The sequence below is a fragment of the Parabacteroides merdae ATCC 43184 genome (assembly GCF_025151215.1).
Classification (GTDB): Bacteria; Bacteroidota; Bacteroidia; order Bacteroidales; family Tannerellaceae; genus Parabacteroides; species Parabacteroides merdae.
In genome coordinates this window covers 1,672,530-1,695,422 of sequence record NZ_CP102286.1, presented here as the reverse complement: position 1 = coordinate 1,695,422, position 22,893 = coordinate 1,672,530, and the positions used below count along the sequence as shown (strand labels likewise).

17 protein-coding genes are annotated in these 22,893 nt (G+C 46.9%); 5 read left to right on the top strand and 12 right to left on the bottom strand.

What is annotated here, in order from left to right; genetic code table 11:
• Positions 1–139: 139 nt before the first annotated feature.
• The 4 genes from NQ542_RS07065 (at position 140) to NQ542_RS07050 (ending at position 6,893) form a co-directional block, all read left to right on the top strand.
• Positions 140–1,207, top strand: coding sequence for an efflux RND transporter periplasmic adaptor subunit (locus NQ542_RS07065; RefSeq protein WP_005638725.1), 1,068 nt, complete (start codon positions 140–142; stop codon positions 1,205–1,207).
• On the top strand, positions 1,207–4,335 hold the full coding sequence (locus NQ542_RS07060) for an efflux RND transporter permease subunit (protein ID WP_005638723.1): 3,129 nt from the start codon (positions 1,207–1,209) through the stop codon (positions 4,333–4,335). Before NQ542_RS07065 ends, NQ542_RS07060 begins: the two co-directional genes overlap by 1 nt.
• On the top strand, positions 4,335–5,702 hold the full coding sequence (locus tag NQ542_RS07055) for a TolC family protein (protein WP_005638721.1): 1,368 nt from the start codon (positions 4,335–4,337) through the stop codon (positions 5,700–5,702). Before NQ542_RS07060 ends, NQ542_RS07055 begins: the two co-directional genes overlap by 1 nt.
• 159 nt (positions 5,703–5,861) lie before the next feature.
• Entirely contained in the window at positions 5,862–6,893 is a 1,032-nt protein-coding gene (locus tag NQ542_RS07050) for a DUF4925 domain-containing protein (RefSeq protein WP_005638719.1), read from the top strand.
• Between the two features lie 903 nt (positions 6,894–7,796).
• Here the strand turns inward: NQ542_RS07050 and NQ542_RS07045 are convergent.
• From NQ542_RS07045 to NQ542_RS07030, 4 genes are all read right to left on the bottom strand, one after another.
• Positions 7,797–8,882 carry an LptF/LptG family permease gene (locus NQ542_RS07045; protein WP_005638712.1) on the bottom strand — a complete coding sequence of 362 codons (1,086 nt, stop codon included), beginning with the start codon at positions 8,880–8,882 and terminating at the stop codon, positions 7,797–7,799.
• A 12-nt stretch (positions 8,883–8,894) separates the two neighbouring features.
• Positions 8,895–10,025 (bottom strand): tRNA guanosine(34) transglycosylase Tgt, encoded by a 1,131-nt coding sequence (tgt, locus tag NQ542_RS07040; protein ID WP_005638710.1) that lies wholly within the window; start codon positions 10,023–10,025, stop codon positions 8,895–8,897.
• 73 nt (positions 10,026–10,098) lie between these two features.
• Entirely contained in the window at positions 10,099–11,688 is a 1,590-nt protein-coding gene (locus tag NQ542_RS07035) for a 4Fe-4S dicluster domain-containing protein (protein ID WP_005638708.1), read from the bottom strand.
• On the bottom strand, positions 11,688–12,620 hold the full coding sequence (locus NQ542_RS07030) for a DUF362 domain-containing protein (RefSeq protein ID WP_005638707.1): 933 nt from the start codon (positions 12,618–12,620) through the stop codon (positions 11,688–11,690). Before NQ542_RS07030 ends, NQ542_RS07035 begins: the two co-directional genes overlap by 1 nt.
• Positions 12,621–12,718: 98 nt before the next feature.
• Here NQ542_RS07030 and NQ542_RS07025 point away from each other — a divergent pair, with 98 nt between their 5' ends.
• Positions 12,719–13,513, top strand: a complete 795-nt coding sequence (locus NQ542_RS07025; protein ID WP_005638705.1) for a hypothetical protein — start codon at positions 12,719–12,721, stop codon at positions 13,511–13,513.
• A 299-nt stretch (positions 13,514–13,812) separates the two neighbouring features.
• Here NQ542_RS07025 and NQ542_RS07020 read toward each other — a convergent pair whose 3' ends face one another.
• The 8 genes from NQ542_RS07020 to NQ542_RS06985 form a co-directional block, all read right to left on the bottom strand.
• Positions 13,813–14,988, bottom strand: coding sequence for a phosphoribosylaminoimidazolecarboxamide formyltransferase (locus tag NQ542_RS07020; RefSeq protein ID WP_005638703.1), 1,176 nt, complete (start codon positions 14,986–14,988; stop codon positions 13,813–13,815).
• A 20-nt stretch (positions 14,989–15,008) separates the two neighbouring features.
• Complete coding sequence (locus NQ542_RS07015) at positions 15,009–15,500, bottom strand: NUDIX hydrolase (RefSeq protein ID WP_005638701.1); 492 nt, start codon at positions 15,498–15,500, stop codon at positions 15,009–15,011.
• 114 nt (positions 15,501–15,614) lie between these two features.
• Positions 15,615–17,693, bottom strand: coding sequence for a DNA topoisomerase 3 (locus NQ542_RS07010; protein ID WP_005638697.1), 2,079 nt, complete (start codon positions 17,691–17,693; stop codon positions 15,615–15,617).
• Between the two features lie 131 nt (positions 17,694–17,824).
• Positions 17,825–18,373, bottom strand: coding sequence for a DUF4833 domain-containing protein (locus NQ542_RS07005; protein ID WP_005638693.1), 549 nt, complete (start codon positions 18,371–18,373; stop codon positions 17,825–17,827).
• A 127-nt stretch (positions 18,374–18,500) separates the two neighbouring features.
• On the bottom strand, positions 18,501–19,274 hold the full coding sequence (locus NQ542_RS07000; protein ID WP_005638691.1) for a prephenate dehydrogenase: 774 nt from the start codon (positions 19,272–19,274) through the stop codon (positions 18,501–18,503).
• Positions 19,275–19,376: 102 nt separating this feature from the next.
• The gene (locus tag NQ542_RS06995; protein ID WP_005638688.1) at positions 19,377–20,447 is read right to left on the bottom strand and encodes a bifunctional 3-deoxy-7-phosphoheptulonate synthase/chorismate mutase type II; all 1,071 of its coding nucleotides are present in this window, start codon (positions 20,445–20,447) and stop codon (positions 19,377–19,379) included.
• Between the two features lie 87 nt (positions 20,448–20,534).
• Positions 20,535–21,722, bottom strand: coding sequence for a pyridoxal phosphate-dependent aminotransferase (locus NQ542_RS06990; RefSeq protein WP_005638687.1), 1,188 nt, complete (start codon positions 21,720–21,722; stop codon positions 20,535–20,537).
• The gene (locus NQ542_RS06985; RefSeq protein ID WP_005638685.1) at positions 21,697–22,542 is read right to left on the bottom strand and encodes a prephenate dehydratase; all 846 of its coding nucleotides are present in this window, start codon (positions 22,540–22,542) and stop codon (positions 21,697–21,699) included. The genes NQ542_RS06990 and NQ542_RS06985 overlap by 26 nt, the downstream gene beginning before the upstream one ends.
• Positions 22,543–22,893: the final 351 nt, after the last annotated feature.

Below are 22,893 nucleotides of genomic sequence, written 5' to 3'. Positions count from 1 at the left end.
TAAAGAAAATACAAATCGCAGAATATTTATATCTTCTTTTTGAGGAAAATATACAAATGGAACAATTTATTATTCATATTGACCTTTCCGAGGTTGCTCTGTCGGGATAATTTTGTCTTTAAATAAATACACTTAAATTATGAAACGAATTTATTTCATTTTAGCAGGTATATCCTTGATTCTATTTATGTCTTGTGCCCGTTCGGAGAAGGGGACAAAGGATACTCAGACAGTCAAGATCGATACGGTCGTTTCCGCCAGCAGTCAGACTGCCCTCCAGTTCCCAGGAAAAGTGAAAGCTGCGCAGGATATCAGCCTGGCTTTCCGTGTGAGCGGGACAATCCGTAAAATATATGTGGAAGACGGCGCCCGCGTGAGGGAAGGACAACTGCTGGCCGAATTGGATCCGGCAGATTATCGGGTGCAACTGGATGCTACGGAGGCCGAATACAAGCAGATCAAGGCGGAAGCCGAACGTGTCATGGCTCTTTATAAAGAAAACGGGACCACGCCTAATGCCAACGATAAAGCCGTGTACGGCCTGAAACAGATCACTGCAAAATATCAGCATCATAAAGACCAGTTGGAATATACTCGGCTGTATGCTCCATTCTGTGGTTTCATACAGAAAAAGCTGTTCGATGCACATGAAACGATCGGAGCAGGTATGCCCGTGATCTCGATGGTCAGCGCCGGCATTCCGGAGGTGGAAATCAATCTTCCGGCAGCCGACTATATCCGGCGGGACCGGTTCGATGGCTACCACTGCACGTTCGACCTCTATCCGGGAGAAAACTATCCTTTGAAATTGATCAGCGTCACTCCGAAAGCCAATGCGAACCAGCTGTACACGATGCGCCTGCAAATGGTTCCCGGCAAGTTGCCGCTCCCTTCGCCGGGAATGAATACGATGGTCACGATCTATTGCAATGAGGGCGATTCGCAGCCGGTTTCCGTTCCGGGCGGGGCACTTCTGCAAAAGGATGGTAAAACGTACGTGTTTGTCTATGATCCGTCTGCGGGGAAAGTCCATAGCTGCGAGGTGACGGTTCTGCGCCTGTTGTCCGACGGACGTGCGATGGTTGTTTCCGATACGCTGCATGCCGGTGAAATCGTGGTTGCCTCCGGCGTGCATCATATTGAAGATGGAGAAAATGTCCGGCCTTTGGCCACCGGTTCTAAAACGAATGTAGGAGGATTGTTGTGATGGATATAAGCAAATGGGGATTTCAGAACCGGAACCTGGTCTATTTTCTGGTTGCGGTTTTGTTGGCGGGCGGAGCTTTGGCCTGCTATCAAATGAGTAAGCTGGAAGATCCGGAGATCAAGGTAAAGCTGGCAATGGTGGCAACTACCTATCCGGGTGCATCGGCCCATCAGGTGGAGTTGGAAGTGACGGATGTGCTCGAAAAAAGTATCCGTAAGATGGACAATGTCGATAATGTCGAAAGCTATTCGTTCAATGATCTGTCCTTGATTCAGGTCGAATTGTTGACCACCGTCAAGGACGATGACGTGGAGCAACATTGGGACCTTCTCAGGCGGAAAGTCAACGATGCCTCCGCCTTACTTCCTTCCGGAGCTAATACACCGATCGTACAAGACGATTTCGGCAAGGTGTTCGGCATGTTCTACGCACTGACGGGCGATGGACTGTCCGATCGGGAGATGGCTGATTATGCCGAACTGATCAAACGGGAAGTAGTCGAAATAGAAGGAGTGGACCGGGTGGATATATATGGGGAACGTTCCGAATGTATCAATATCTCCCTGTTGCAGGACCGCATGGCCAACCTTGGCGTGAAACCGGCCGAAGTCCTGGCTACCTTGAACGGACAAAACGAGACAACCTATAGCGGTTACTATGATAACGGGGACAACCGCATCCGAGTGACGGTGAACGATCGTTTCAAAACGGTGGACGACATCGGCAAGATGTTTATCCAGGGCCATGACGACGACCAATTGCGTCTGCGCGACATAGCCTTGATCGAAAAGGGGTATGAAGATCCAACCCGTAACGAGATGTTCTATAACCAGGAGCGCTCTATCGGCATTTTGGTAGCTGCTTCGAGCGGTTCGGATATCGTGAAGGTCGGCAAAGCCGTGGAAGCGAAGCTGGCGGAGTTGAAAGATAACCGTCTGCCGGCCGGAGTAGATTGCCATAAAATATTCTATCAGCCCGAGCGTGTGGGGGATTCGCTGGGAACGTTTGTCATCAACCTGATCGAATCCGTCGTCATCGTCGTGTTTATACTGATGCTGGCGATGGGGTTCAAGAGTGGCCTGATTATCGGCATCAGTTTGGTGGTGACTGTTTTCGGATCATTTCTTTTCCTGCAATTCGCCGGGGGAACGATGCAGCGTGTCTCTTTGGCGGCTTTCGTGCTGGCGATGGGGATGCTGGTAGACAATGCCATTGTGATTATCGACGGCATATTGGTGGACTTGAAAGCCGGGAAAGATAGGATGGAGGCGATGACCGCTATCGGACGGCAGACGGCGATGCCGTTGTTGGGAGCGACGTTGATCGCTATCATAGCCTTTCTGCCGATTTATATGTCGCCGGATACGGCAGGCGTTTATACGCGCGACCTGTTTATCGTACTGGCCGTTTCACTGTTGCTGAGCTGGGTGTTGGCATTACTCCACGTTCCCTTGATGGCAAACAGGCGGTTACATCCGGCGGTGGAAAACGATAATTCCGGCAAGCGTGTATATAAAGGTAAGATATATGCCATCTTGCGGGCTGCTTTGCGTTTCGGTTTGTCGCACCGCCTTGGCTTTACGCTGACGATGGTCGCTTTGTTGCTCTTGTCCGCCTACAGCTATCGGTTCCTGCGCCAGGGATTCTTCCCCGATATGGTGTATGATCAGTTGTATATGGAATACAAACTTCCGGAGGGCAATAATTCTACCCGTGTGGCGAATGACCTGAAAGAGATAGAAGCTTATCTGAAAACCCGGAAGGAGATCACGAACGTGACAGCTTCCATCGGTGGGACGCCGGGACGTTACAACCTGGTGCGAAGCATTGCCAATCCTTCGCTGGCCTATGGGGAGTTGATCATCGACTTTACATCTCCCGATGAGCTAGTCGAAAATATCGACGAGATACAAGAGTTCCTGACACGGCAGTATCCGGATGCTTACGTCAAGTTGAAACGTTATAACCTGATGTTTAAGAAATATCCCATCGAGGCCCAATTCTTAGGACCTGATCCTGCCGTCCTGCACCGTTTGGCGGACAGTGCACGACATATTATGGAGAATACGCCAGAAGTCTGCCTGATCACGACCGACTGGGAACCGCAGGTTCCGGTCCTGACAATCGAGTACGACCAACCGGCCGCCCGTGCGTTGGGATTGAGCCGCAGCGACGTGAGCCTTTCGTTACTGACAGCTACAGGCGGTATACCTATCGGTTCTTTCTACGAAGGCATCCATAAAAACAATATTTACTTGAAATGCCTGGACGGACAGGGAAAACCGATCGAGGATTTAGGAAACACGCAGGTCTTTTCGACGCTCCCTTCGCTGAACGGTCTGCTGAACGAAGAAAACATGGTGAAACTGAAAGCCGGGACACTATCGAAGGAAGAACTGATCGAAAGCCTGATGGGCAGCACGCCGTTGAAACAGATCAGCAAGGGAATTGACGTGCGATGGGAGGACCCGGTTGTTCCTCGCTACAACGGACAACGCAGCCAGCGCGTGCAATGCTCTCCCGTGCCGGGTGTCGAGACGGAAAAAGCGCGATTGGCAGTCGCGGAAAAGTTGGAGCAGATCGAACTCCCCGCAGGCTATTCGCTGCAATGGCAGGGTGAGAAGAACGCCAGCGACCAGTCCATGAAGTATCTGTTCAAGAATTTCCCGCTGGCCATTATCCTGATGATCGCGATCTTGATCATGCTGTTCAAGGATTACCGCAAGCCGGCTATCATCTTCTGCAGTATCCCGATGGTATTTGTCGGAGTGGTGATGACGATGTTGGTGACCGGCAAGACGTTCAACTTTGTCGCCATTGTCGGTACATTGGGGTTGATAGGAATGATCATAAAGAACGGTATCGTGCTGATGGACGAGATCACTTTGCAGATCGGGCAGGGGACGGAGCCGGTCACCGCCTTGATTGACAGTGCCCAGAGCCGTCTGCGGCCGGTGATGATGGCGGCCTTGACCACGATCTTAGGGATGATCCCGTTGCTGACCGACGCCATGTTCGGTTCGCTTGCTGCATCCATTATGGGCGGCCTGCTGTTCGGAACGGTGATCACACTCGTTTTTATTCCTGTCCTATACGCATTATTCTTTCATATTAAACATGTAGACTGATGAAGAAAATATCTATTATCCTGTTGTCTATTCTCTGCCCGTCGTCTCTTTTCGCACAGGAGACGTTGAGCTTGCAGCAGTGCCGGGAAATGGCGCTGCAATATAATAAGGAAATGGCGGCATCGGTGAAACAGACCGAAAGTGCCCTGTACACGATGAAAAGCTATAAAGGGAATTTCTTCCCGAACTTTACCGCTAACGGGATGGGCCTTTACAGTACGGCGGACGGCGGATTCGGAATTGAAGGTGGCAAAATGCCCGTTATTCTGTATGATGCAGCCGGGAACTTGGTCCCGACAGGCATTTATACCCATTTCCCCGGTATCAATCTCGATTATAAAGTCGGGACAGTCTACATGGGCGGAATCCGGGTCGAGCAGCCGCTTTATATGGGCGGTAAGATCCGGGCTGCCTACCGGATGTCTGTCTTGGGGAAAGAGATGGCCGAGATGAACGAGGCGCTGACGGCGACGGAAGTGATCCTCAAAACAGACAAAGCCTATGCCCTGGTCGTGAAGGCACAGGAGATGAAAAAGGTGGCGGATAAATATAACGCTGTGCTCCGGGAACTTCTGTCGAATGTCGAGAGCGCTTACAAACATGGCCTGAAACCGCAGAACGATGTCTTGAAAGTGCAAGTGAAGCTGAACGAAAGCGAACTCTCCATCCGTAAAGCTGAGAACGCCCTGCGGTTGGCGACTATGAATCTTTGCCATCTGATCGGGAAACCGCTTGTCTCCGATATCCGTATTTCCGGCAATTATCCGGCGGTCGAAAAGGGGATGGATGTCCAGGTTTCCGATATCAGTGCCCGTCCCGAATATGCCATCTTGGATAAACAGGTCGAGATCGCCGGGCAGCAGGTGCGGCTGAACCGTAGCGAGTTGTTACCCAAAGTCGGCATCATGGGGTCTTATGATTATGTACACGGCTTTGAACTGAACGACCAGATGTTGATGGACAAAGGCAGTTTCTCCGTCTTGCTGAACGTGAGCATCCCGCTTTTCCATTTCGGCGAGCGAAGTAATAAGGTGCGTGCCGCCAAAGCCAAGCTGATGCAATCCCGCCTGGAACAGGAAAACATGAACGAACAAATGATGTTGGAACTGACACAAGCCGCCAATAACCTCGACGAAGCCCGGCTGGAAAGCGAACTTTCCGACCGTTCTCTCCTCCAGGCCGAAGAAAACATGAAGGTCAGTAAAAGCCAGTACGAAGTGGGCTTGGAGACACTCTCGGACTATCTCGAAGCACAGGCTTTGTGGCAGCAGGCTTATGAAACACAGGTCGATGCCCATTTTCAACTCTACTTGAATTATGTCGAATATCTGAAAGCGGCGGGAGCGTTGTCTGAAGTCAAAAAATAATCTTGTATAATTGATTCAATTTTATCGATTGAATTGTCTATTTTTATGATAATGCCGGTTATTTTTTCGGAATAACCGGCATTAACTTTTTTGTATTGTATGTCTCATTAAGATTACTTATCTTCGCTCTGTTTTTATGTATAATTTAAAAAGAAGATTATGAAGAAAAATCTATTTTTTGTGTTTACGATGCTTTGTGCATTGAGTTTCTTCACTGCTTGTAGTGACGATGATGACAATAAGACTGATGACGGCTGGAAGGCTATTTCTGCGACTTATACGGCAGAAACATTGAAATTGACGATGGGAGGCACTGAAGTCGCTGACCAATCTGTAAAAGTAGATGCAAGTTCGGCTGAACAGGCAACTATTACGTTGGCGAATTTGATTCCGGGTGAAGCAGAAGTCAAGATTGAAGCCAAAATGGTCAAGACAGGTGAAAGCTATGCATTGGAAGGAAGCAACACGAATGACTTGCGAACTGTCTCTGCAAAAGGAACCGTTGAAGCCGGTGTTTTGACTTTGGATGCAACTTTGAAAATAACAGCTCCTATTGCAGGTACTTGGAAATTGGCTGAAATAGCAAAAGACGAGAGTGAAACTTTTGTATCAGGTCCTGTGTCTATGGTTTGGGAAGCTGCTGAAGGCACTATGCTTGGTTTTTTACCTGTGACTTCTATTCCTAATATAGCTGAAGGTTTTGGAAGTATCGCTTTGGTACAGGTCCTTCAGAGTGTTACGTTCCAGGAAGACGGGCAGATTGTTGCTTCTATTTCTAAAGCGGGAGTGGATTTGAGCAAGCCTGTCACACCTGTTTGGGAAACTTCGGAACCAGGATATGCTTCCTATAATGTGACGGATAAGCAAATACTTGTCTTCTTGGATATAACTAAGATCATGGGAAGTTTGAAGAGTAAGGCTGCTATAGATCCTTTGGAACAAATTATGGCTTTATTGCAGAATGGCATTCCTGTTAATTATGAAATCGCTTCTGATGGCAAGTCAGCCCGTGTCTATATTGACAAAGCTTTAGTTAGCCAGATCGCTCCTTTATTGCCTACGTTGGCTGAACTTATCGGAGATGACGCTTTAAACGGAATGGGACAATTGGTTAAGTCAATACTGAAAGCCTTCCCCGAAGCGATGGAAAAGACAACTAAGTTTGAAGTTGGATTGAAATTGATTAAGTAATTCATTAAATTTAAAGGAAAAGAGGATACATCGAGACTATGTATCCTCTTTTTTTGTATGTTCGGCGTGAGCCTTTATCCGGTATTCCTTTTGACACCGGATGCCGGCGCCTTCGACATTCCTCAAAACCGTTCAGATGGGATGAAACCTATCTTAAACGAGGGTTTTAGCGAAAAGAGCTGCCTGTTGCTTTTGGAAAACTCTAAAGGTAATCAGGGTAACCGCACCAAAAATTACTATTCGAGATCACCTCTCTTCTTTCATGAAAATTTCGCAAACCAACCATCATACTATCTTTTGGGTTATTAGCTGTTGTTACACAATATATTAAAGTATGACAGTTGCTGTTTTCCACTATCATTCTACCATCATGCATCTATCATGCTTTTTACTTGCTGGTTTACTTATATGATTGATAATGGGCTGTTTGCATTTATGTAAGCCCAAATGGCCATCGACAAAACGAGGTCGTTTTCTATAATAAAACGGCCTTTTTTGCCGGACAAAATGCAAAAACGAGACATAAAAACACCCCCAGCATGGCGGATAAACATCCACGCATCTACGGAAAGGCCTTGCACAGACCCGGATCTGCACCTCTCCCCCACTCGGGTCTCCGTGGTGCTTACACCCGGGTCTTAAGCGGCTATCCAAGCCTTTTTGGGCAAAAGAAAAGCCTGTCTTGATGAAAAATGAAGCTATTTTAACCTGTTTTGCATCTATTCCCGGACGGTTTCTGTTTTTATTGTTGATTGATACACAGAATATTATCGTTTTTTTTCCATGATGGTTATGACAGATGAATGATAGTATAAAACGGCAACTGTCATGTCGTAACACACTGTTTTAAAACAATATACGGACGATTATGATAGTATGATGGTTGGTTTTGCAAAACATTTCTTATCTCGGTGCCTTCCGGTACAAATAAATCGCGATAAACGTATACAATATATTCGGAATCCAGGCGGCCATAGCAGGGCTGAGGTTGCCGTTGATGGCGAAGGTCGATGTGACGGTGGTGAAGAGGATGTAGGAGAAACTCAAGGCCAGTCCGATGCCGATGTTCAACCCCATGCCTCCTTTGATCTTGCGGGAAGAGAGCGAGGCTCCGATGGAGGTCAGGATGAAGGCGGCCATGATGGCGGCAAAACGTTTGTGGTATTCGATCTGGAATGTCTGGATATTGCCGATCCCTCTTTTCTTCTGGCGGTCGATATACGTGGACAGTTCGGAAGAAGTCATCGTCTCGCAGTCATTGACAGAGATCAGGAAGTCCGAAGGGACGATTGTCAATGTGGTGTCCATGCGGCTCCCTTCGGTGATATGTTCGCGCATCCCGTCGAAGTCGCGGATCATGTAGTCGATCAGCGTCCAATTGTATAGCGAATCGTATTTGATGGAGTTTGCCGTGAGGCGTGAAATCATCTTCTTGTCCTCGAAGTGCTCCAAAGAGAAACGGTATCCCATCCCGGAACGCGCGTCGTAGCGGTCGAAATAGGCGATTACGCCCGGCTCGATCTCCAATTGGGCGGAACGGACATAGTCTACCTTCTTATTCTTGATATATTTGTTTTGGAAGTCGATACGCGTGGCGTTGGCAGGCGGAATGATATAAGCGTTCAGCACAAACGTACTGAGTGCAATGATCCCTGCCGAAATCGCGTAAGGCAACATCAGACGCCGGAAACTCATCCCGCTCGCCAACATTGCGATCACTTCTGAATTGTCTGCTAACTTTGAGGTGAAGAAGATAACGGCAATGAAAGTAAACAACGGACTGAACAGATTCGCGAAATACGGGATGAAGTTCATGTAATAGTCGAAGACAATCGCTTTCAACGGTACGTCCGGACTCAGGAACTTGTCGATCTTCTCATTTATATCGAAGACGACCGAGATAGCGATAATCAGGGCAATCGCAAAGATATAAGTACCTAAGAATTGCTTGATGATATACCAGTCTATCCGTTTCAGTTTGAATTTCATGTGACAGTTTGCTTATAACCGGTTTGATAATTGACGGACCATTTCACTTTTCCAGGTCGTGAAATCGCCGGCAATAATATGTTTGCGTGCCTCTTTTACGAGCCACAGGTAAAACGCGAGGTTATGAATTGATGCCAGTTGAAGTCCTAACATCTCATTCACTTTGATCAAATGGTGTAGATACGCCTTGCTGTAGCGCGTGTCGATAGCCGAATGAGCATCCGGATCGATAGGAGAGAAGTCGTTCTCCCATTTCTTATTACGCATATTGATCGTGCCGAAGCGGGTAAATATCTGTCCGTTACGTCCGTTGCGCGTCGGCATGATGCAGTCGAACATATCGATACCCCGTTCAATCCCCTCTAAAATATTGATCGGTGTGCCGACTCCCATTAGGTAACGAGGCTTGTCTTTCGGCAGGATCTCGTTGACTACTTCGATCATCTCGTACATCTTCTCTGTTGGTTCGCCTACTGCCAGGCCACCGATCGCATTGCCGTCAGCGCCCTTTTCCGCTACATTCTCGGCTGCCTTTCGGCGCAGTTCCGGATAAACACAACCTTGTACAATTGGGAAAAGACTTTGCTGGTAACCGTATTTCGGCTCTGTAGAGTTGAAACGTTCGAAACAACGGTCCAGCCAACGTTCCGTCAGACCGAGGGACTTTTTCGCGTATTCATAATCGGCATCGCCCGGACAACATTCATCGAAAGCCATAATGATATCCGCCCCGATGATCCGCTGGATATCCATAACCTTTTCCGGGGTAAACAGATGCTTGGAGCCGTCGATATGTGAGCGGAACATGGCGCCTTCCTCATGCAACTTGCGGTTTTCGGAAAGAGAAAAAACCTGGAAACCACCGCTATCTGTCAGGATTGGCCGGTTCCATGTGTTGAATTTGTGCAATCCGCCTGCCTGTTCCAATATTTCCAATCCGGGACGGAGATATAAATGGTATGTGTTTCCTAAAATGATTTGTGCGTTGATATCTTCTTCCAACTCGGTCATGTGGACGCCTTTAACTGTGCCCTGTGTGCCGACCGGCATAAAAATAGGCGTTTCAATTACTCCATGATCAGTGGTAATCAGACCCGCCCTTGCATTTGATTTTGTGTCGTTATGTTGTAATTCGAATTTCATGGCTGCAAAGATAAAGAAAAGGCCTTACTTTCACAAATAAGGCCTCATAATATAGTCGGTTATATATCGTTAATCAGAAACCGAAATCGTCTACCTCAATTTCTTTGATTTCCTCTTCTTTAGGCTTTTCGACGAATTTGTGCTCAACGTTCGATTTGACGATGATGGCACGCATTGGGCGTACCGGACAGATCGATTCGCATCCGCCGCATCCGATACAAAGGTCAGGGTTGATCTGCGGGATTGTCAGTGTTCCTTTGTAAGGAACCATGTGTACGGCCTGGGTCGGGCAATGTTCTGCACAGGCACCGCAGTCTTTCTCTTCCGTATTAACAACACAACGGCCTTTGAAGAAAGTGGCAATGCCGACCTGTGTCGTTGTCTTCTCTTCGATAGTCAGAGGTTTGATCGCACCGGTAGGGCATACATCGGAACAGACTGTGCACTCGTAGTTGCAATAACTGCTGATATAGGCCAGACGTGGTTTCAACATATAATCCAAACCGTATTCCAATCCTGTCGGGCGCAAGACCTGGCTCGGACAGCGGACGACACATATCTGGCATCCTGTACATTTGTCTTTGAAACGTTCCAGACTGATAGAACCCGGAGGCGTGAGGGGAGGCCACTTCTTTCTGCCTTTTCTGTTCATTTTCCCTTTTCCTCCTTCGGCAATCGCAGATGCGATCGGCAGCGAGGCGGCAATGGTTGCACTTGTGGCCAGAAATGTACGGCGGCTGTTGGCGACTGTCAGTTGGCTGGAATATAATTCCTTTACAGCTTGGGTATCGACTGTTTCCTCCTGTTTCATACCCGGAAATTGCAGACGATACCGCAAGCCGCCTTTGGCACAGGAAGAAACACAATTGAAACAATCTACGCAACGGGATGTATCGATCGTCAGGTTTTTGCTGTCGATCGCTTCCGCCTTGCAGGTATGTTCGCAATTCCCGCAATGCGTACAGGCTTCCTTATCGAAAGTTATACGGAAGAACGAGTAGCGCGAGAAAAGACTCAACAAAGCTCCGACAGGGCAGATCGTATTACAGAACAATCGTCCGCGGAAAACAGTCATGACGATGAAAACAAGCAATGCGATGGTTGCTGCGATCAGACCGGAAGCCGTCACGGTACTGATTGTCACATGGAACAACGAGTAGTTGTCCACTTTCATCAGCAGGTCGGCGAGTAGGTTATTCCCCCACATCACGATCGGACGGAACAGACTTGCCGCAATACGTCCGAAGTTGCTGTACGGGTCTAAGAGCAGGCACAACTCGCTAAGACCGAAAACAGCCATGACTGCCGTAATTACCAGCAGTACGTAGCGTAGCCGGTTCATCGGCTTGTGGTAAGTAAAACGACGGCTTCCTTTCTTCTTTTTCTTACCGATGCAAAATAGACGGTTGATGATATCCTGGAATACGCCTGCCGGACATATCGTGGAACAATAAATACGTCCGAATACCAGTGCCAGCAAGAATTGGAACACGATCAGACCGACCGTTCCTCCCAACAAGGCCGGCATCAGTTGCAGATGCAGCAAACGATGTACACTATCCGGTAAAACTCCTGAAAAGTCTACGAAAAACAAAAGTATGGGTACAAAAAAGAGGATTGCGAGCAAAACTCTCAATCCCTTTAGATAATTCCGTTTCTTCATCAGATCTTAATACGTTTGATGTTTATTTTTTTCAGATCGGTAGAACCTAATTTAAGAGCTTCCCCTTTGCTCAAATGTCCAACGGCAGCCATATCCAATTTCTTTACCTGGTTGAACAGAGCGAGGGCGGCCGTATCGACGGCGACGATATTCGGAGAAACAATCATCGATTTCAACGTAGCCACGTCAGCTGCACTTTTTCCTTGCGGACCGTTCTGATGCATCATGCGGTAGGCATCCACGATGTTCAGAACCGGTTTCTTCTTCCAGGTACAGATATCGGCGATACATTGCTGCAAGTCGTTCTGGTGGAAGAAGCGGCGGTCCCAGACGATCCCCATCATATTCTTCATTGCGCATGACAGCTTGGCTCCTCCGTGGTTCTTCAGGATGGGAACATTGATCCAGGCGTCCGCTTCGATCAGTGACTCGTGTATCTTGGCTTTTTTCAGTGTCACGCCGTCGGGAATGTCTACTTCTTTGAAATATTTTTCGTCGTTGCCTGGCATGATGATACCACCTGCTTCTTTTACGGCGGCGGCGATGCCGCTTGTCTCGTAACATTTCTGCCAGTTGTCGCACGTGTGGTCGAATACCGTTACCTTTTCGGCTCCAGCTTCGAAACATTTCTTTACGAGGGCCTTTATCAATTCAGGATTGGTATTACCGGCCAGTTCCGGTGTACGGTCCCAGCCGATATTGGGCTTAATAACGACTTTCTGCCCTTTTTTGATATATTTGCCGATGCCGCCAAGCGCTTCTAAGGCTTTGTCGAGCATGACTGCCGGTTCACCGCCCATTACTGCTACCAGATCGGGTGCTTGCTCTACCGCTACTGTATTCGAGGAGAGAGCAGCCTGTAATCCTTCAAAGTTCAGAGATAAGGCTACACCTGCTACAACACTGGTCTTAAGGAAATCACGACGTTTCATTTTGTTTTATTGGTTTTATGTAGTTTATAAAAGTTTTAACAAAGGTAGATAATCTCTAATATAAATTGTATATTTGACGTCCAAAAAAATCATAAAAGATGGATTTATATTCCTATGTTTCAATAGAATCCTTTGTTCGCGGATGCAAGGAGTCGAAGACGCCGGGAACATTCACCTTGCATGTTCCTAATTTGTTGTATGCCAAGTCGGACGAAGTAATCGGATACGGTTTGTCCCTGCTTCGCCGTTCGATCGTGTTGCATGAAGAGCAAAAAGGCATCGGGCCGGAGCTTAGTAAACAAAATATTCCTTTTTTCCGGGAGAACCGCCGGATGCTTATCGGACCGGAGGTGGAGATGTACGCTCTTTCCCTTTACCAGAATTTGGAAATCCCTTCCGGTGTGAAGGAAAAGGATACTTCCTGTTTGCGGCTGACTTTCGATTACGGGGCACTAGGTGAGTATAGTTTGTCGGAGGAAAAATACTTGCTCCGTTGCAAATATAATGAGGAGGAGAATCTGAACGCGTTTGTCTCGCAGATGAGGCGGGAATATGACAAATTCTTTTATGATGAAGAGCATACCGGGTTCAAGCGGGATTCACGTTTCTTCTCGATGCTTTGCAATGCTTGCCTGGAAGTGCGGGAACCTTGTTGGGCCTCTGAACAGGAATGGCGGCTTGTACAATTTTGTGATCCGGTAGAAGCGGGATATGATTTTATAGGGGCTAACTTGGTCCCTTATGTGGATTATGCGATCCCGTTCGGATGTCTCCGCCGGATTGCCTTGATGAACTTGTCGGAGAATAGTTTAACATATAGCGCTCTGGCGGGATTCCTCCAGAGCATAGGGTTAGCTCCCGACCGTTATTTGGAAGGGATGTTGGAGGAGTAATTTTATAAGGACGAGTAGTTTTTTACTGGAAGCTGCTTAAATGCCCTCTTGAGGTTCAAGCGTAGGGCAGAATACGTGTTTTTCCATAAAATCTTTGGTTCTTCGTCAATTTAGAGGTTTCTATTTATTGTATTTTGCTATTCATTGGTTTATTCAATTGCATGTAGAAGTATATCATTCTCTATTGATTTCATTCAAACTTCTTTATTTGTTGAACTTTGGTTGTCAAGTGTTACCTCTTAATTGACGAAGAACCAAATGTGAAAAACACTAATGTTTTAAAAACAAGAATTCCCTTGTTAATGGTGAAACAACCGTACACCTGTGAATGCCATTGCGATGCCGTATTTGTCACACGTGTCGATCACATGATCGTCACGGACGGAACCGCCTGCCTGTGCGATATAATCTACGCCGCTTTTGTGTGCTCGTTCGATATTGTCACCGAAGGGGAAAAAGGCGTCGGAGCCCAATGAAACGCCTTTAAGTGTGTCCAGCCAGGCACGTTTTTCTTCGCGTGTCAGGATTTCCGGTTTTTCAGTGAAAAACCGTTGCCAGATACCGTCGGCCAAAACATCTTCGTGGTCATCGCTGATGTAGACGTCGATCGTGTTGTCTCGGTCTGCACGACGGATCTTCTCGATCCAAGGCAGATTCATTACTTTCGGATGCTGGCGTAAGTACCAGATATCTGCCTTGTTGCCCGCCAGACGGGTACAGTGGATACGGCTTTGCTGGCCGGCACCGATACCGATGGCCTGTCCGTCCTTAACGTAGCAGACTGAGTTGCTCTGCGTATATTTCAGTGTGATAAGGGCGATGATCAGGTCGCGTTTCGCTTCGTCTGGGAAATTTTTGTTCAGGGTCGGGATGTTGGTTAGCAGGTTTTCGTCTAATTTGATCTCGTTACGTCCCTGTTCGAATGTGATGCCGAAAACATCTTTGTGTTCGATAGGAGCGGGGCAGTAGTCTGGATCGATTTTGATGATATTATAAGTGCCTTTCCGTTTATTTTTCAAGATTTCAAGCGCTTCCAACGTATAGTCGGGAGCAATGACGCCATCGGAAACTTCGCGGTTGATGAGGCGTGCAGTCGCTTCGTCGCATATGTCGCTGAGTGCGATGAAGTCGCCGTAGGACGACATACGGTCGGCACCGCGGGCGCGAGCATAGGCGGTTGCAAGCGGAGTGAGTGGAAGATCGTCCACAAAATAGATTTTCTTCAACGTATCGTTCATCTCGATACCTACGGCGGCTCCTGCCGGACTTACGTGCTTGAAGGAAGCGGCGGCGGGCAGTCCGGTTGCTTCTTTCAGTTCTTTTACTAATTGCCAGCTGTTGAAAGCATCCAGGAAGTTGATATATCCGGGACGTCCGTTCAAGACTTCTATGGGCAGCTCCCCTTGCTGCATGAAAATGCGCGACGGCTTCTGGTTGGGGTTACAGCCGTACTTGAGTTCTAATTCTTTTGCCATTGTTTTAGTGTTTTTGTAGTTTACATGAATAACCGTTTATATTCATCTTCGAAGTTGGGTGTGAAAATTCCTTTTCCCATATTTTCGAGGATTTCGGAAGGAGACCAGAAACGTCCACCGTCCAGTTCGGAAGGGTCAGGGATGACCGGACCGTCGTAAATGGTACGGTAGGTGTTGACTAACTCTTTTTCTATAGCCGATTCGAATACATAACGGGTGATGAATTGCGGGATGAAATCTGTTATCCCTAATTCTTCCCGTACTTCCCGGTGAAGGGCATCTTCGACCGTCTCTCCGTAGTCAATATGCCCCCCTACTGCTGTATCCCATTTACCGGGTTGGATATCTTTGTTTATCGAACGCTTTTGTAGGTAGAGGTCACCTGCTTTATTGAAAATATGCAGGTGCACTACCGGATGTAACATTTTCGATCCGTTATGGCACTCCTTACGGGTAGCTTTTCCTATTGTCTCTCCCTTTTCATCAACCAAAGGGAACCATTCTTCTTTCATTGATTTTAGATTAATTATTAAATCCCATTTTGTTTTAAAATACTTTGTAGTTCTTTATTAATTATGTTTTCATATTTGATTTGTCGTAAAGAAAGTGTAAACCAATTTGTCGGTTTAATCCTTTCTGATTCCACTGATCACCTTCACTAATTCCTCATCCGACAATCCTTCGCCGTAGGTGGCGTAATCCATGCGGAAAGTACAACCATCTTTATATTCGGAACAGCCGTAAGCCGTTTTCCCACGCAGGATGCTACCTTTCTTACAAATCGGGCATACCGGCTTTGCAGGAACGGTTGTTGATTCCGGTTGACCGGCAGTCTTTTCCTTCTTGGCACGCGGTTTGCGCGTTTTTTTCCCTTTCGGCTCCTTTTCGGCTTGGGGCTTCTCCGGAGCAGCCTGCTCGATTGTGATGGTGCGTCCGGTCTGGTCGGAGAGGACGTTGATCACTACTTGATGGACCATCAGCTTAAGCTCTTCCAAAAAAGTACGGGCTTCGTAGGTGCCCCGTTCGATTTGTCGTAGTTTCTTTTCCCAAAGACCGGTCAGTTCGGCGCTTTTCAGCAGCTCTTCCTGTATCGTGTCGATGAGTTCCACACCGGTAGCTGTAGGAAACAGGTTCTTGCGTTCCTTGCGGATATAATTGCGTTTGAATAAAGTCTCGATGATGGCGGCGCGGGTGGAAGGACGGCCTATACCGTTTTCCTTCAATGCGTCTCTCAATTCGTCATTGTCCACAAGTTTACCGGCTGTTTCCATGGCGCGGAGCAATGTCGCTTCGGTGTAGGGTTTGGGCGGCTGTGTCCATTTTTCGCCTAATGTCGGTTTGTGGGGGCCACTTTCTCCTTTTACGAAATCCGGCAGTACGCCTTCTTCATCTGACGGTTCGGCGTCCGAGTCTTTCTGCTCTGCTCCGAACACAACGCGCCATCCCGGTTTCAGTATCTGTTTGCCTGTTACCTTGAAATCTACTTTGTCGACTTTACCCAATACCGTAGTAGTCGAGATTTCGCAGTCTGGGTAAAAAGCTGCGATGAAACGGCGGACCACCAGGTCGTACACCTTCCGTTCGTTGTCCGTCAGGTTACGTGCTGGTACACCGGTCGGGATGATGGCATGGTGGTCTGTCACCTTCGAGTTGTCGAATACACGTTTGTCTTTCCGTATTTTCGCTTTCAACAGCGAGGCCGTCAGGTCGATATAGTCAACCAGGCCGTTAAGTGTGTTGGGAACTTTAGGATAGATATCGTCACTTAGAAAAGTGGTGTCGACACGCGGGTAGGTTGTCACTTTCTTTTCGTATAGCGACTGGATCAGCTTCAATGTATCGTCAGCCGTGAAAGCAAATTTTTTATTACATTCCACCTGCAACGAAGTCAGGTCGAAAAGGCGGGGAGCATATTCCTTCCCTTTCTTTTCTGATATGTCGGTGACGGTGAATTCTTTTTGCCGGACTATTTCCAGGAAAGCTTCTCCTTCCTCTTTCTTCGTGAATTTGCCTTTGGTAACCGAGAAAGTAGTGTTTCGGTAAACTGTTTTCAGTTCCCAATAAGGTTCCGGCTTAAAGTTGTCTATTTCGGCTTGTCGGTTTACGATGAGTGCAAGGGTAGGTGTCTGTACTCGTCCGATGGAAAGCACTTGCCGATTTTGTCCGTAGCGGAGCGTATAAAGGCGCGTTGCGTTCATTCCTAACAGCCAGTCACCGATGGCGCGGGAAAGACCGGCTTCGTATAACTTGGTGAAGTCGGACTGTTCTTTCAAATGTTGAAAACCTTCGCGGATCGCTTCTTCTGTCAACGAAGATATCCATAGGCGGTAGACCGGGCATTTACAGCCAGCCTTTTGCATCACCCAACGCTGGATCAGTTCTCCTTCCTGGCCGGCATCTCCGCAGTTGATAACCATTTCGGCATTCTGCATCAGTTCTTCGATTGTTTTGAATTGCTGTTCGTATGTCGGGTTGCTGATCAACTTGATCCCGAATCGAGGCGGGATCATTGGGAGGGAAGCTAGACTCCATCGTTTCCAGTTCTCTGAATAATCATTGGGCTCTTTGAGAGTGCACAGATGTCCGAAAGTCCAGGTTACCTGATACCCGTTTCCTTCAATATACCCGTTCATCTTTTTGGTTGCCCCGAGAACTTCTGCAATTTCGCGTGCTACACTGGGCTTTTCAGCTATACATACCTTCATCCGTAAAACACTCTTTTTTGAAATACAAGGACAAAAATACGCTTTTCAAGCGGTTTTTACATTTTTTAGTTGCAAAATAGTTGCAAAAAAGTTCAAAGACCTGTGTCGTTGATAGCAACCGTATTTCTTTTTTATTTGCTGACCTTTTCCGTAACAGGGACGCCAGTATCGGTTGTTATGCCTTGCAGTTCCACGTATTCCACATTTAGCGGATTGTTGGGGCTGGCCTTGACATACAAAGATTGTAGGATAGCCTGCCGATTGTCTATCTTGACATGGCAGACGAAGTGATCTCCCTCCCTACAGATCGTCAGTTTCTTTTCCGGATAAGCCGTTAGGGTAATCGTGCAAGTATGTTCTGTTATTGAAACCACTTTGTAGCCGTAGGCCATCTTTTTTTGTATGAAACTTAGTCCGTTAGTTTTTCCCGGTTCCATTTCTCGATTCAGCCAGTAAACTTTTATGGGTTCTTTGGTGTCTAGTTTGCCATTGGTTTGGTTGGCATCATAACAGACGAGGTTGCGGTTCAAGCTACGTGCAATGTGGAAAAGACGGTCCGGTGTCGGATATGTGGAGTTTGGGTCGGTATCTCGGCTGTGTGCATAAGCGTGAATGGAAATGCTCCATAACAGGGAATATAGCAATGATAGTCTTGCCATAAAGTGGATGATGTTGTTCATGATCGTTTGTTTTATGGTATGAAGTCATTAAATAAGTTGTTCCACAAGTGTGAGCTGGACGACTCACAGCTGTGGAACGATTTGTTGTTACCAGATTGTATCTTGGAAAGCGGTGTATTGAACTGTATTATTCGATATTCTTCCTGATCTTGGTCAGGTATTCTTTCATTCTTTCCGAATCTTTGTTTTTGATAATTTCCTGCAAGATATCCAGTTCCTCTTGAATGCGTGCGATCTGATGAGGTGTGCGCGGGTTGAAAAGGATTTCCGTCAATAGATAGTCGTCTTCGGAAAGCAGGCCTCTGGCTATCTTCATGTGACGTTTGAAAGTTGTACCCGGAGCATCCTGGTGTTTCATCGTGGCAGCGAATACCATTGTGGATGCAAACGGAATACCGAGCGAATAAGCCACGACTTTGTCATGTTCTTCGAAAGTATATTCGCAGATATGTAGGCGCAGGCTGGAATAGATATCTTTGAAGAATATTTTTCCCAGATGATCCCCTTCGGAGATAATGATCGTATTTTCTTTCTCCAGTTGTCCCAAATTGGCGAATGTCGGACCAAACATCGGGTGGGTAGAAACATACGGGAAGCCACATGTTTCGTAAAATTCTTTCAGGTGTGTCTTGACCGATGCAATATCCGAGATGATACAGTATGGCTGCAGGTAAGGCATGACACTCTTGAATGCTTCGATCGTATAGCTTAGTGTCACGCAATTGATGACTAATTCGGGTTTGAATTCGGCAACTTCTTCCGGCTTCTGTAGGCGAAGGGCGTTGTATATGAAACGCATCCGTTTCGGATCGCTCTCAAGTACGGCTACTTCATGTTCAAAACTAAGTAAATCGGTGAAGAAAGATCCCATCTTCCCTGCACCCAATATCAATATTTTCATTATCAGTAATTGTTTAATGTATTAATGTGTCCATAATAATGTGCCAATGTACCAATTAAAGAGAATGTCCCATTGGCATATTAGCTCATTGGCACATTATTATTATTGTTCATTCATGATGATCATCTGCTGGCGGACGGATTCTTCATGGATTTCTTTCAAGATTTCTTTTACAAAGTCCGTACTCAAATCCATCTGTTCACCCATATTGGAACGCTTTTCCAGAATTTCGCTGTAGCGCGGTGATTGCAGGATTGGCATATTGTGCTCTTTTTTGTACACGCCGATCTCGCGGGAGATACGCATACGTTTAGCCAGCAGTTCCAGTAGTTGTTCGTCGATACCATCGATCTGGCGGCGGAGTTCAGCCAAGTTTTCCGTTGTCTGGTTGGAGTCGCGGATAACCAATAAATTCAGAACGTAATCCAATACATCCGGTGTGATCTGCTGTGAAGCGTCGCTCCAAGCGCAATCGGGGTTGCAATGCGATTCGATGATCAAACCATCGAAACTCAAGTCCATAGCCTGCTGGCAGAGAGGAGCGATCAGTTCGCGTTTGCCTCCGATATGGCTCGGATCACAGAAAATAGGCAGGTTCGGCATGCGGCGACGAAGTTCGATGGGGATATGCCAGAGCGGGAGGTTGCGGTACATCTTCTTATCATAAGAGCTGAAACCGCGATGGATGGCTCCCAGACGACGGATACCGGCACCATAGAGACGCTGGAAAGCTCCGATCCACAGTTCCAAATCCGGATTGACCGGGTTCTTGATCAAGACAGGAACATCTACTCCTTTCAGTGCATCGGCGATCTCCTGTACGGCGAACGGATTAACCGTTGTACGGGCTCCGATCCACAACACGTCGATCCCTGCTTTCAATGCTTCGAAAACATGGTCTTTCGTTGCCACTTCGGTAGCCACATACATACCTGTTTCCTTTTTTACCCGTTTCAACCATTGCAAGCCTTCTGCACCAATTCCTTCGAATCCACCCGGTTTGGTACGAGGTTTCCAGATTCCTGCGCGGAACAACTTGATGCCTTTGTCTGCGATTCCTCTGGCCGTTTCCATTACTTGCTCTTCTGTCTCAGCGCTACACGGACCGGCGATTACAATAGGACGTTGCGGGTCTATACCGGGTAACATGATTGATTCTAATTCCATTTCCATGACTGTATGATGATTTGTAATTTATGATTTATAGTTTATGATTTATGATTTGAGAATATGATTGGATGGTGATACATAAATCATAAACTATAAATCATAAATCTTTTTTATTCTCTTCAAAGCTTCTTCCAATGTCTCGTTTTTACAGCAGAGCGAGATACGGATGTAACGTTCGCCCAGGTTGCCAAAGATAAATCCCGGCGTTAGAAATACGTTGGCTTCGTACAGGACTCTGTCGGCTATTGCTTCGCTGCCTTCTGCTCCGGCTGGGATTTTCCCCCAAAGGAACATACCTACCTGCTTTTCGTCGTATTCGCATCCCAACGTGTGCATGATCTGTCCGGCGAGATCACGGCGACTGCGGTATACACGGTTCATATTGTCATACCATTCCTTCGGTGCGCTCAATGCTTCGACGGCCGCATATTGCATCGGCTTGAACTGTCCGGAATCGATATTGCTTTTTACTTTCAGGACCCACTGTACGAATTGGGCATTGGAAGCGAGCATTGCCATACGCCAGCCTGGCATATTGTGCGCTTTACTCATGGAGTTCATTTCTATACAGATGTCTTTGGCTCCCGGTACGGCCAGGATGCTTAGCGGATGTTCGTTCAGAATGAAACTATACGGGTTGTCGTTGCAAATGATGATTCCGTGCTTCTTTCCGAAAGCGACCAGTTTTTCGTACAGTTCCATGCTGGCATTAGCTCCTGTCGGCATATTGGGGTAGTTGGTCCACATCAGTTTGACGTTCGAGAGATCCATTTTTTCCAGTTCTTCGAAGTCCGGTTGCCAGCCTAATTCTTCTTTCAGTTTGTAAGGGATCAGATTGGCTTCAACCAGTTTGCTAACCGAACTATAGGTCGGATAGCCGGGGTTGGGAACCAGCACGCCATCGCCCGGATTCAAGAATGCCAGCGATATGTGCAGGATTCCCTCTTTGGAACCGATCAGCGGTTGGATCTCTGTTTTCGGATCAAGATCCACGTCATACCATTTCTTATACCAATCGGCGAATCCTTTACGCAGTTCAGGAATACCTACATACGGCTGATAACCATGTTCGTTCGGCTTACGAGCATGTTCACACAATGTCTCGATTGTCTGTTCCGAAGGGGGAAGATCGGGACTGCCAATGCCGAGGTTGATCACATTTTTACCAGCGGCGTTCATTTCGGCTACTTCTTTCAGTTTCCTGGAAAAGTAGTATTCCTGTACGCTACCTACGCGATTAGCGGGGGTAATGTTATACACTTTGTTTTCCTTCTGCATATTCACCTAATATTTTTAAGTCTTTTGTCAATGGTCTGATAGCATCCAATGCCTGTTTGTAACGCAGGTAGTCCGTAAATGTCAGATTGATATAGAACAGATATTCCCATTCGCGGCCGATGATTGGCAAGGATTGTATTTTAGAAAGATTCATGTCGTAGAAGGAAAGGACGGAGAGAACTTTGGAGAGGCTGCCGGCTGTGTGGGGGAGAGCGAAAACGACCGACGCTTTGTTTTTGTCTTCACCTTTGAGCATCTCGTCTGCCGTCCATCGGTCGGCTATTGCCAAAAAGCGGGTGAAGTTTCGTTTGTTTGTCTCGATCCCTTCGGCAAGGACTTCCATGTTGTAGATCTGGGCGGCCAGTTTCCCACAGATGGCGGCGTGTCCCTTCAGTTGGTTTTCCGAAATCCACCGGGCGCTCATGGCGGTATCTTCCTTCTCGACCACTTTTGCGTTAGGTAGCGTATCGAGGAAATCGGTACATTGCATTAGGGCGATCGGGTGAGAGTTGACTTCTTTGACATCGTGGATATTGGTCCCTGGAAGTGCAACCAACGAGTGGGATATGCGCAGTTTGTATTCGCCGATAACTTGCAAACCGCTTTCGCGGATCAACTCATGGTTCTGCAACAAGCTGCCTGCAATCGTATTTTCGATCGCCATCATTCCCAGAATGGAAGGATCTTTCTTGATGGTCGAAATAACATCTCTGAATGTGTTGCAACCGATAATTTCAATTTCTTCACCTTCGAAATAATTACGGGCGGCTATATCGTGATACGAACCGGCTATTCCCTGGATTGCTACTTTCTTTTTCATCTTCTCTTTATCTATTATTTTTCAATTCTCAATTTTCAATAACAAAAAAGTCCCACCGAAACCGGCAGGACTTCATATTTTGTTATTGATATATACATTCATTCATCAATGCTTTACATACAAACTCCTGCCTTCACTCTGCTAAAGTAAAAGTAATAAAAGTAATATGTAAAGCTAAATCGATTCATTTTGTCTCTTTGTTTTTAAATACGCAGCAAAAGTAACGCTTTTTTGGAAACTACAAGCATAAAGTGATATTTTTTTTCATCGCATCCGAAATATTTATTTCGTCAGGGGTGTTTTTTAGCCAGATAGACATGAATCGGTCATGTGTTTAAATTGCCGGCTTTC

Excerpts from the sequence above, each read along its gene's own strand:
- NQ542_RS07065 (WP_005638725.1), top strand. The coding sequence starts at position 140 with ATGAAACGAATTTATTTCATTTTAGCAGGTATATCCTTGATTCTATTT.
- NQ542_RS07060 (WP_005638723.1), top strand. The coding sequence starts at position 1,207 with ATGGATATAAGCAAATGGGGATTTCAGAACCGGAACCTGGTCTATTTT.
- NQ542_RS07055 (WP_005638721.1), top strand. The coding sequence starts at position 4,335 with ATGAAGAAAATATCTATTATCCTGTTGTCTATTCTCTGCCCGTCGTCT.
- NQ542_RS07050 (WP_005638719.1), top strand. The coding sequence starts at position 5,862 with ATGAAGAAAAATCTATTTTTTGTGTTTACGATGCTTTGTGCATTGAGT.
- NQ542_RS07045 (WP_005638712.1), bottom strand. The coding sequence starts at position 8,882 with ATGAAATTCAAACTGAAACGGATAGACTGGTATATCATCAAGCAATTC.
- tgt (WP_005638710.1), bottom strand. The coding sequence starts at position 10,025 with ATGAAATTCGAATTACAACATAACGACACAAAATCAAATGCAAGGGCG.
- NQ542_RS07035 (WP_005638708.1), bottom strand. The coding sequence starts at position 11,688 with ATGAAGAAACGGAATTATCTAAAGGGATTGAGAGTTTTGCTCGCAATC.
- NQ542_RS07030 (WP_005638707.1), bottom strand. The coding sequence starts at position 12,620 with ATGAAACGTCGTGATTTCCTTAAGACCAGTGTTGTAGCAGGTGTAGCC.
- NQ542_RS07025 (WP_005638705.1), top strand. The coding sequence starts at position 12,719 with ATGGATTTATATTCCTATGTTTCAATAGAATCCTTTGTTCGCGGATGC.
- NQ542_RS07020 (WP_005638703.1), bottom strand. The coding sequence starts at position 14,988 with ATGGCAAAAGAATTAGAACTCAAGTACGGCTGTAACCCCAACCAGAAG.
- NQ542_RS07015 (WP_005638701.1), bottom strand. The coding sequence starts at position 15,500 with ATGAAAGAAGAATGGTTCCCTTTGGTTGATGAAAAGGGAGAGACAATA.
- NQ542_RS07010 (WP_005638697.1), bottom strand. The coding sequence starts at position 17,693 with ATGAAGGTATGTATAGCTGAAAAGCCCAGTGTAGCACGCGAAATTGCA.
- NQ542_RS07005 (WP_005638693.1), bottom strand. The coding sequence starts at position 18,373 with ATGAACAACATCATCCACTTTATGGCAAGACTATCATTGCTATATTCC.
- NQ542_RS07000 (WP_005638691.1), bottom strand. The coding sequence starts at position 19,274 with ATGAAAATATTGATATTGGGTGCAGGGAAGATGGGATCTTTCTTCACC.
- NQ542_RS06995 (WP_005638688.1), bottom strand. The coding sequence starts at position 20,447 with ATGGAAATGGAATTAGAATCAATCATGTTACCCGGTATAGACCCGCAA.
- NQ542_RS06990 (WP_005638687.1), bottom strand. The coding sequence starts at position 21,722 with ATGCAGAAGGAAAACAAAGTGTATAACATTACCCCCGCTAATCGCGTA.
- NQ542_RS06985 (WP_005638685.1), bottom strand. The coding sequence starts at position 22,542 with ATGAAAAAGAAAGTAGCAATCCAGGGAATAGCCGGTTCGTATCACGAT.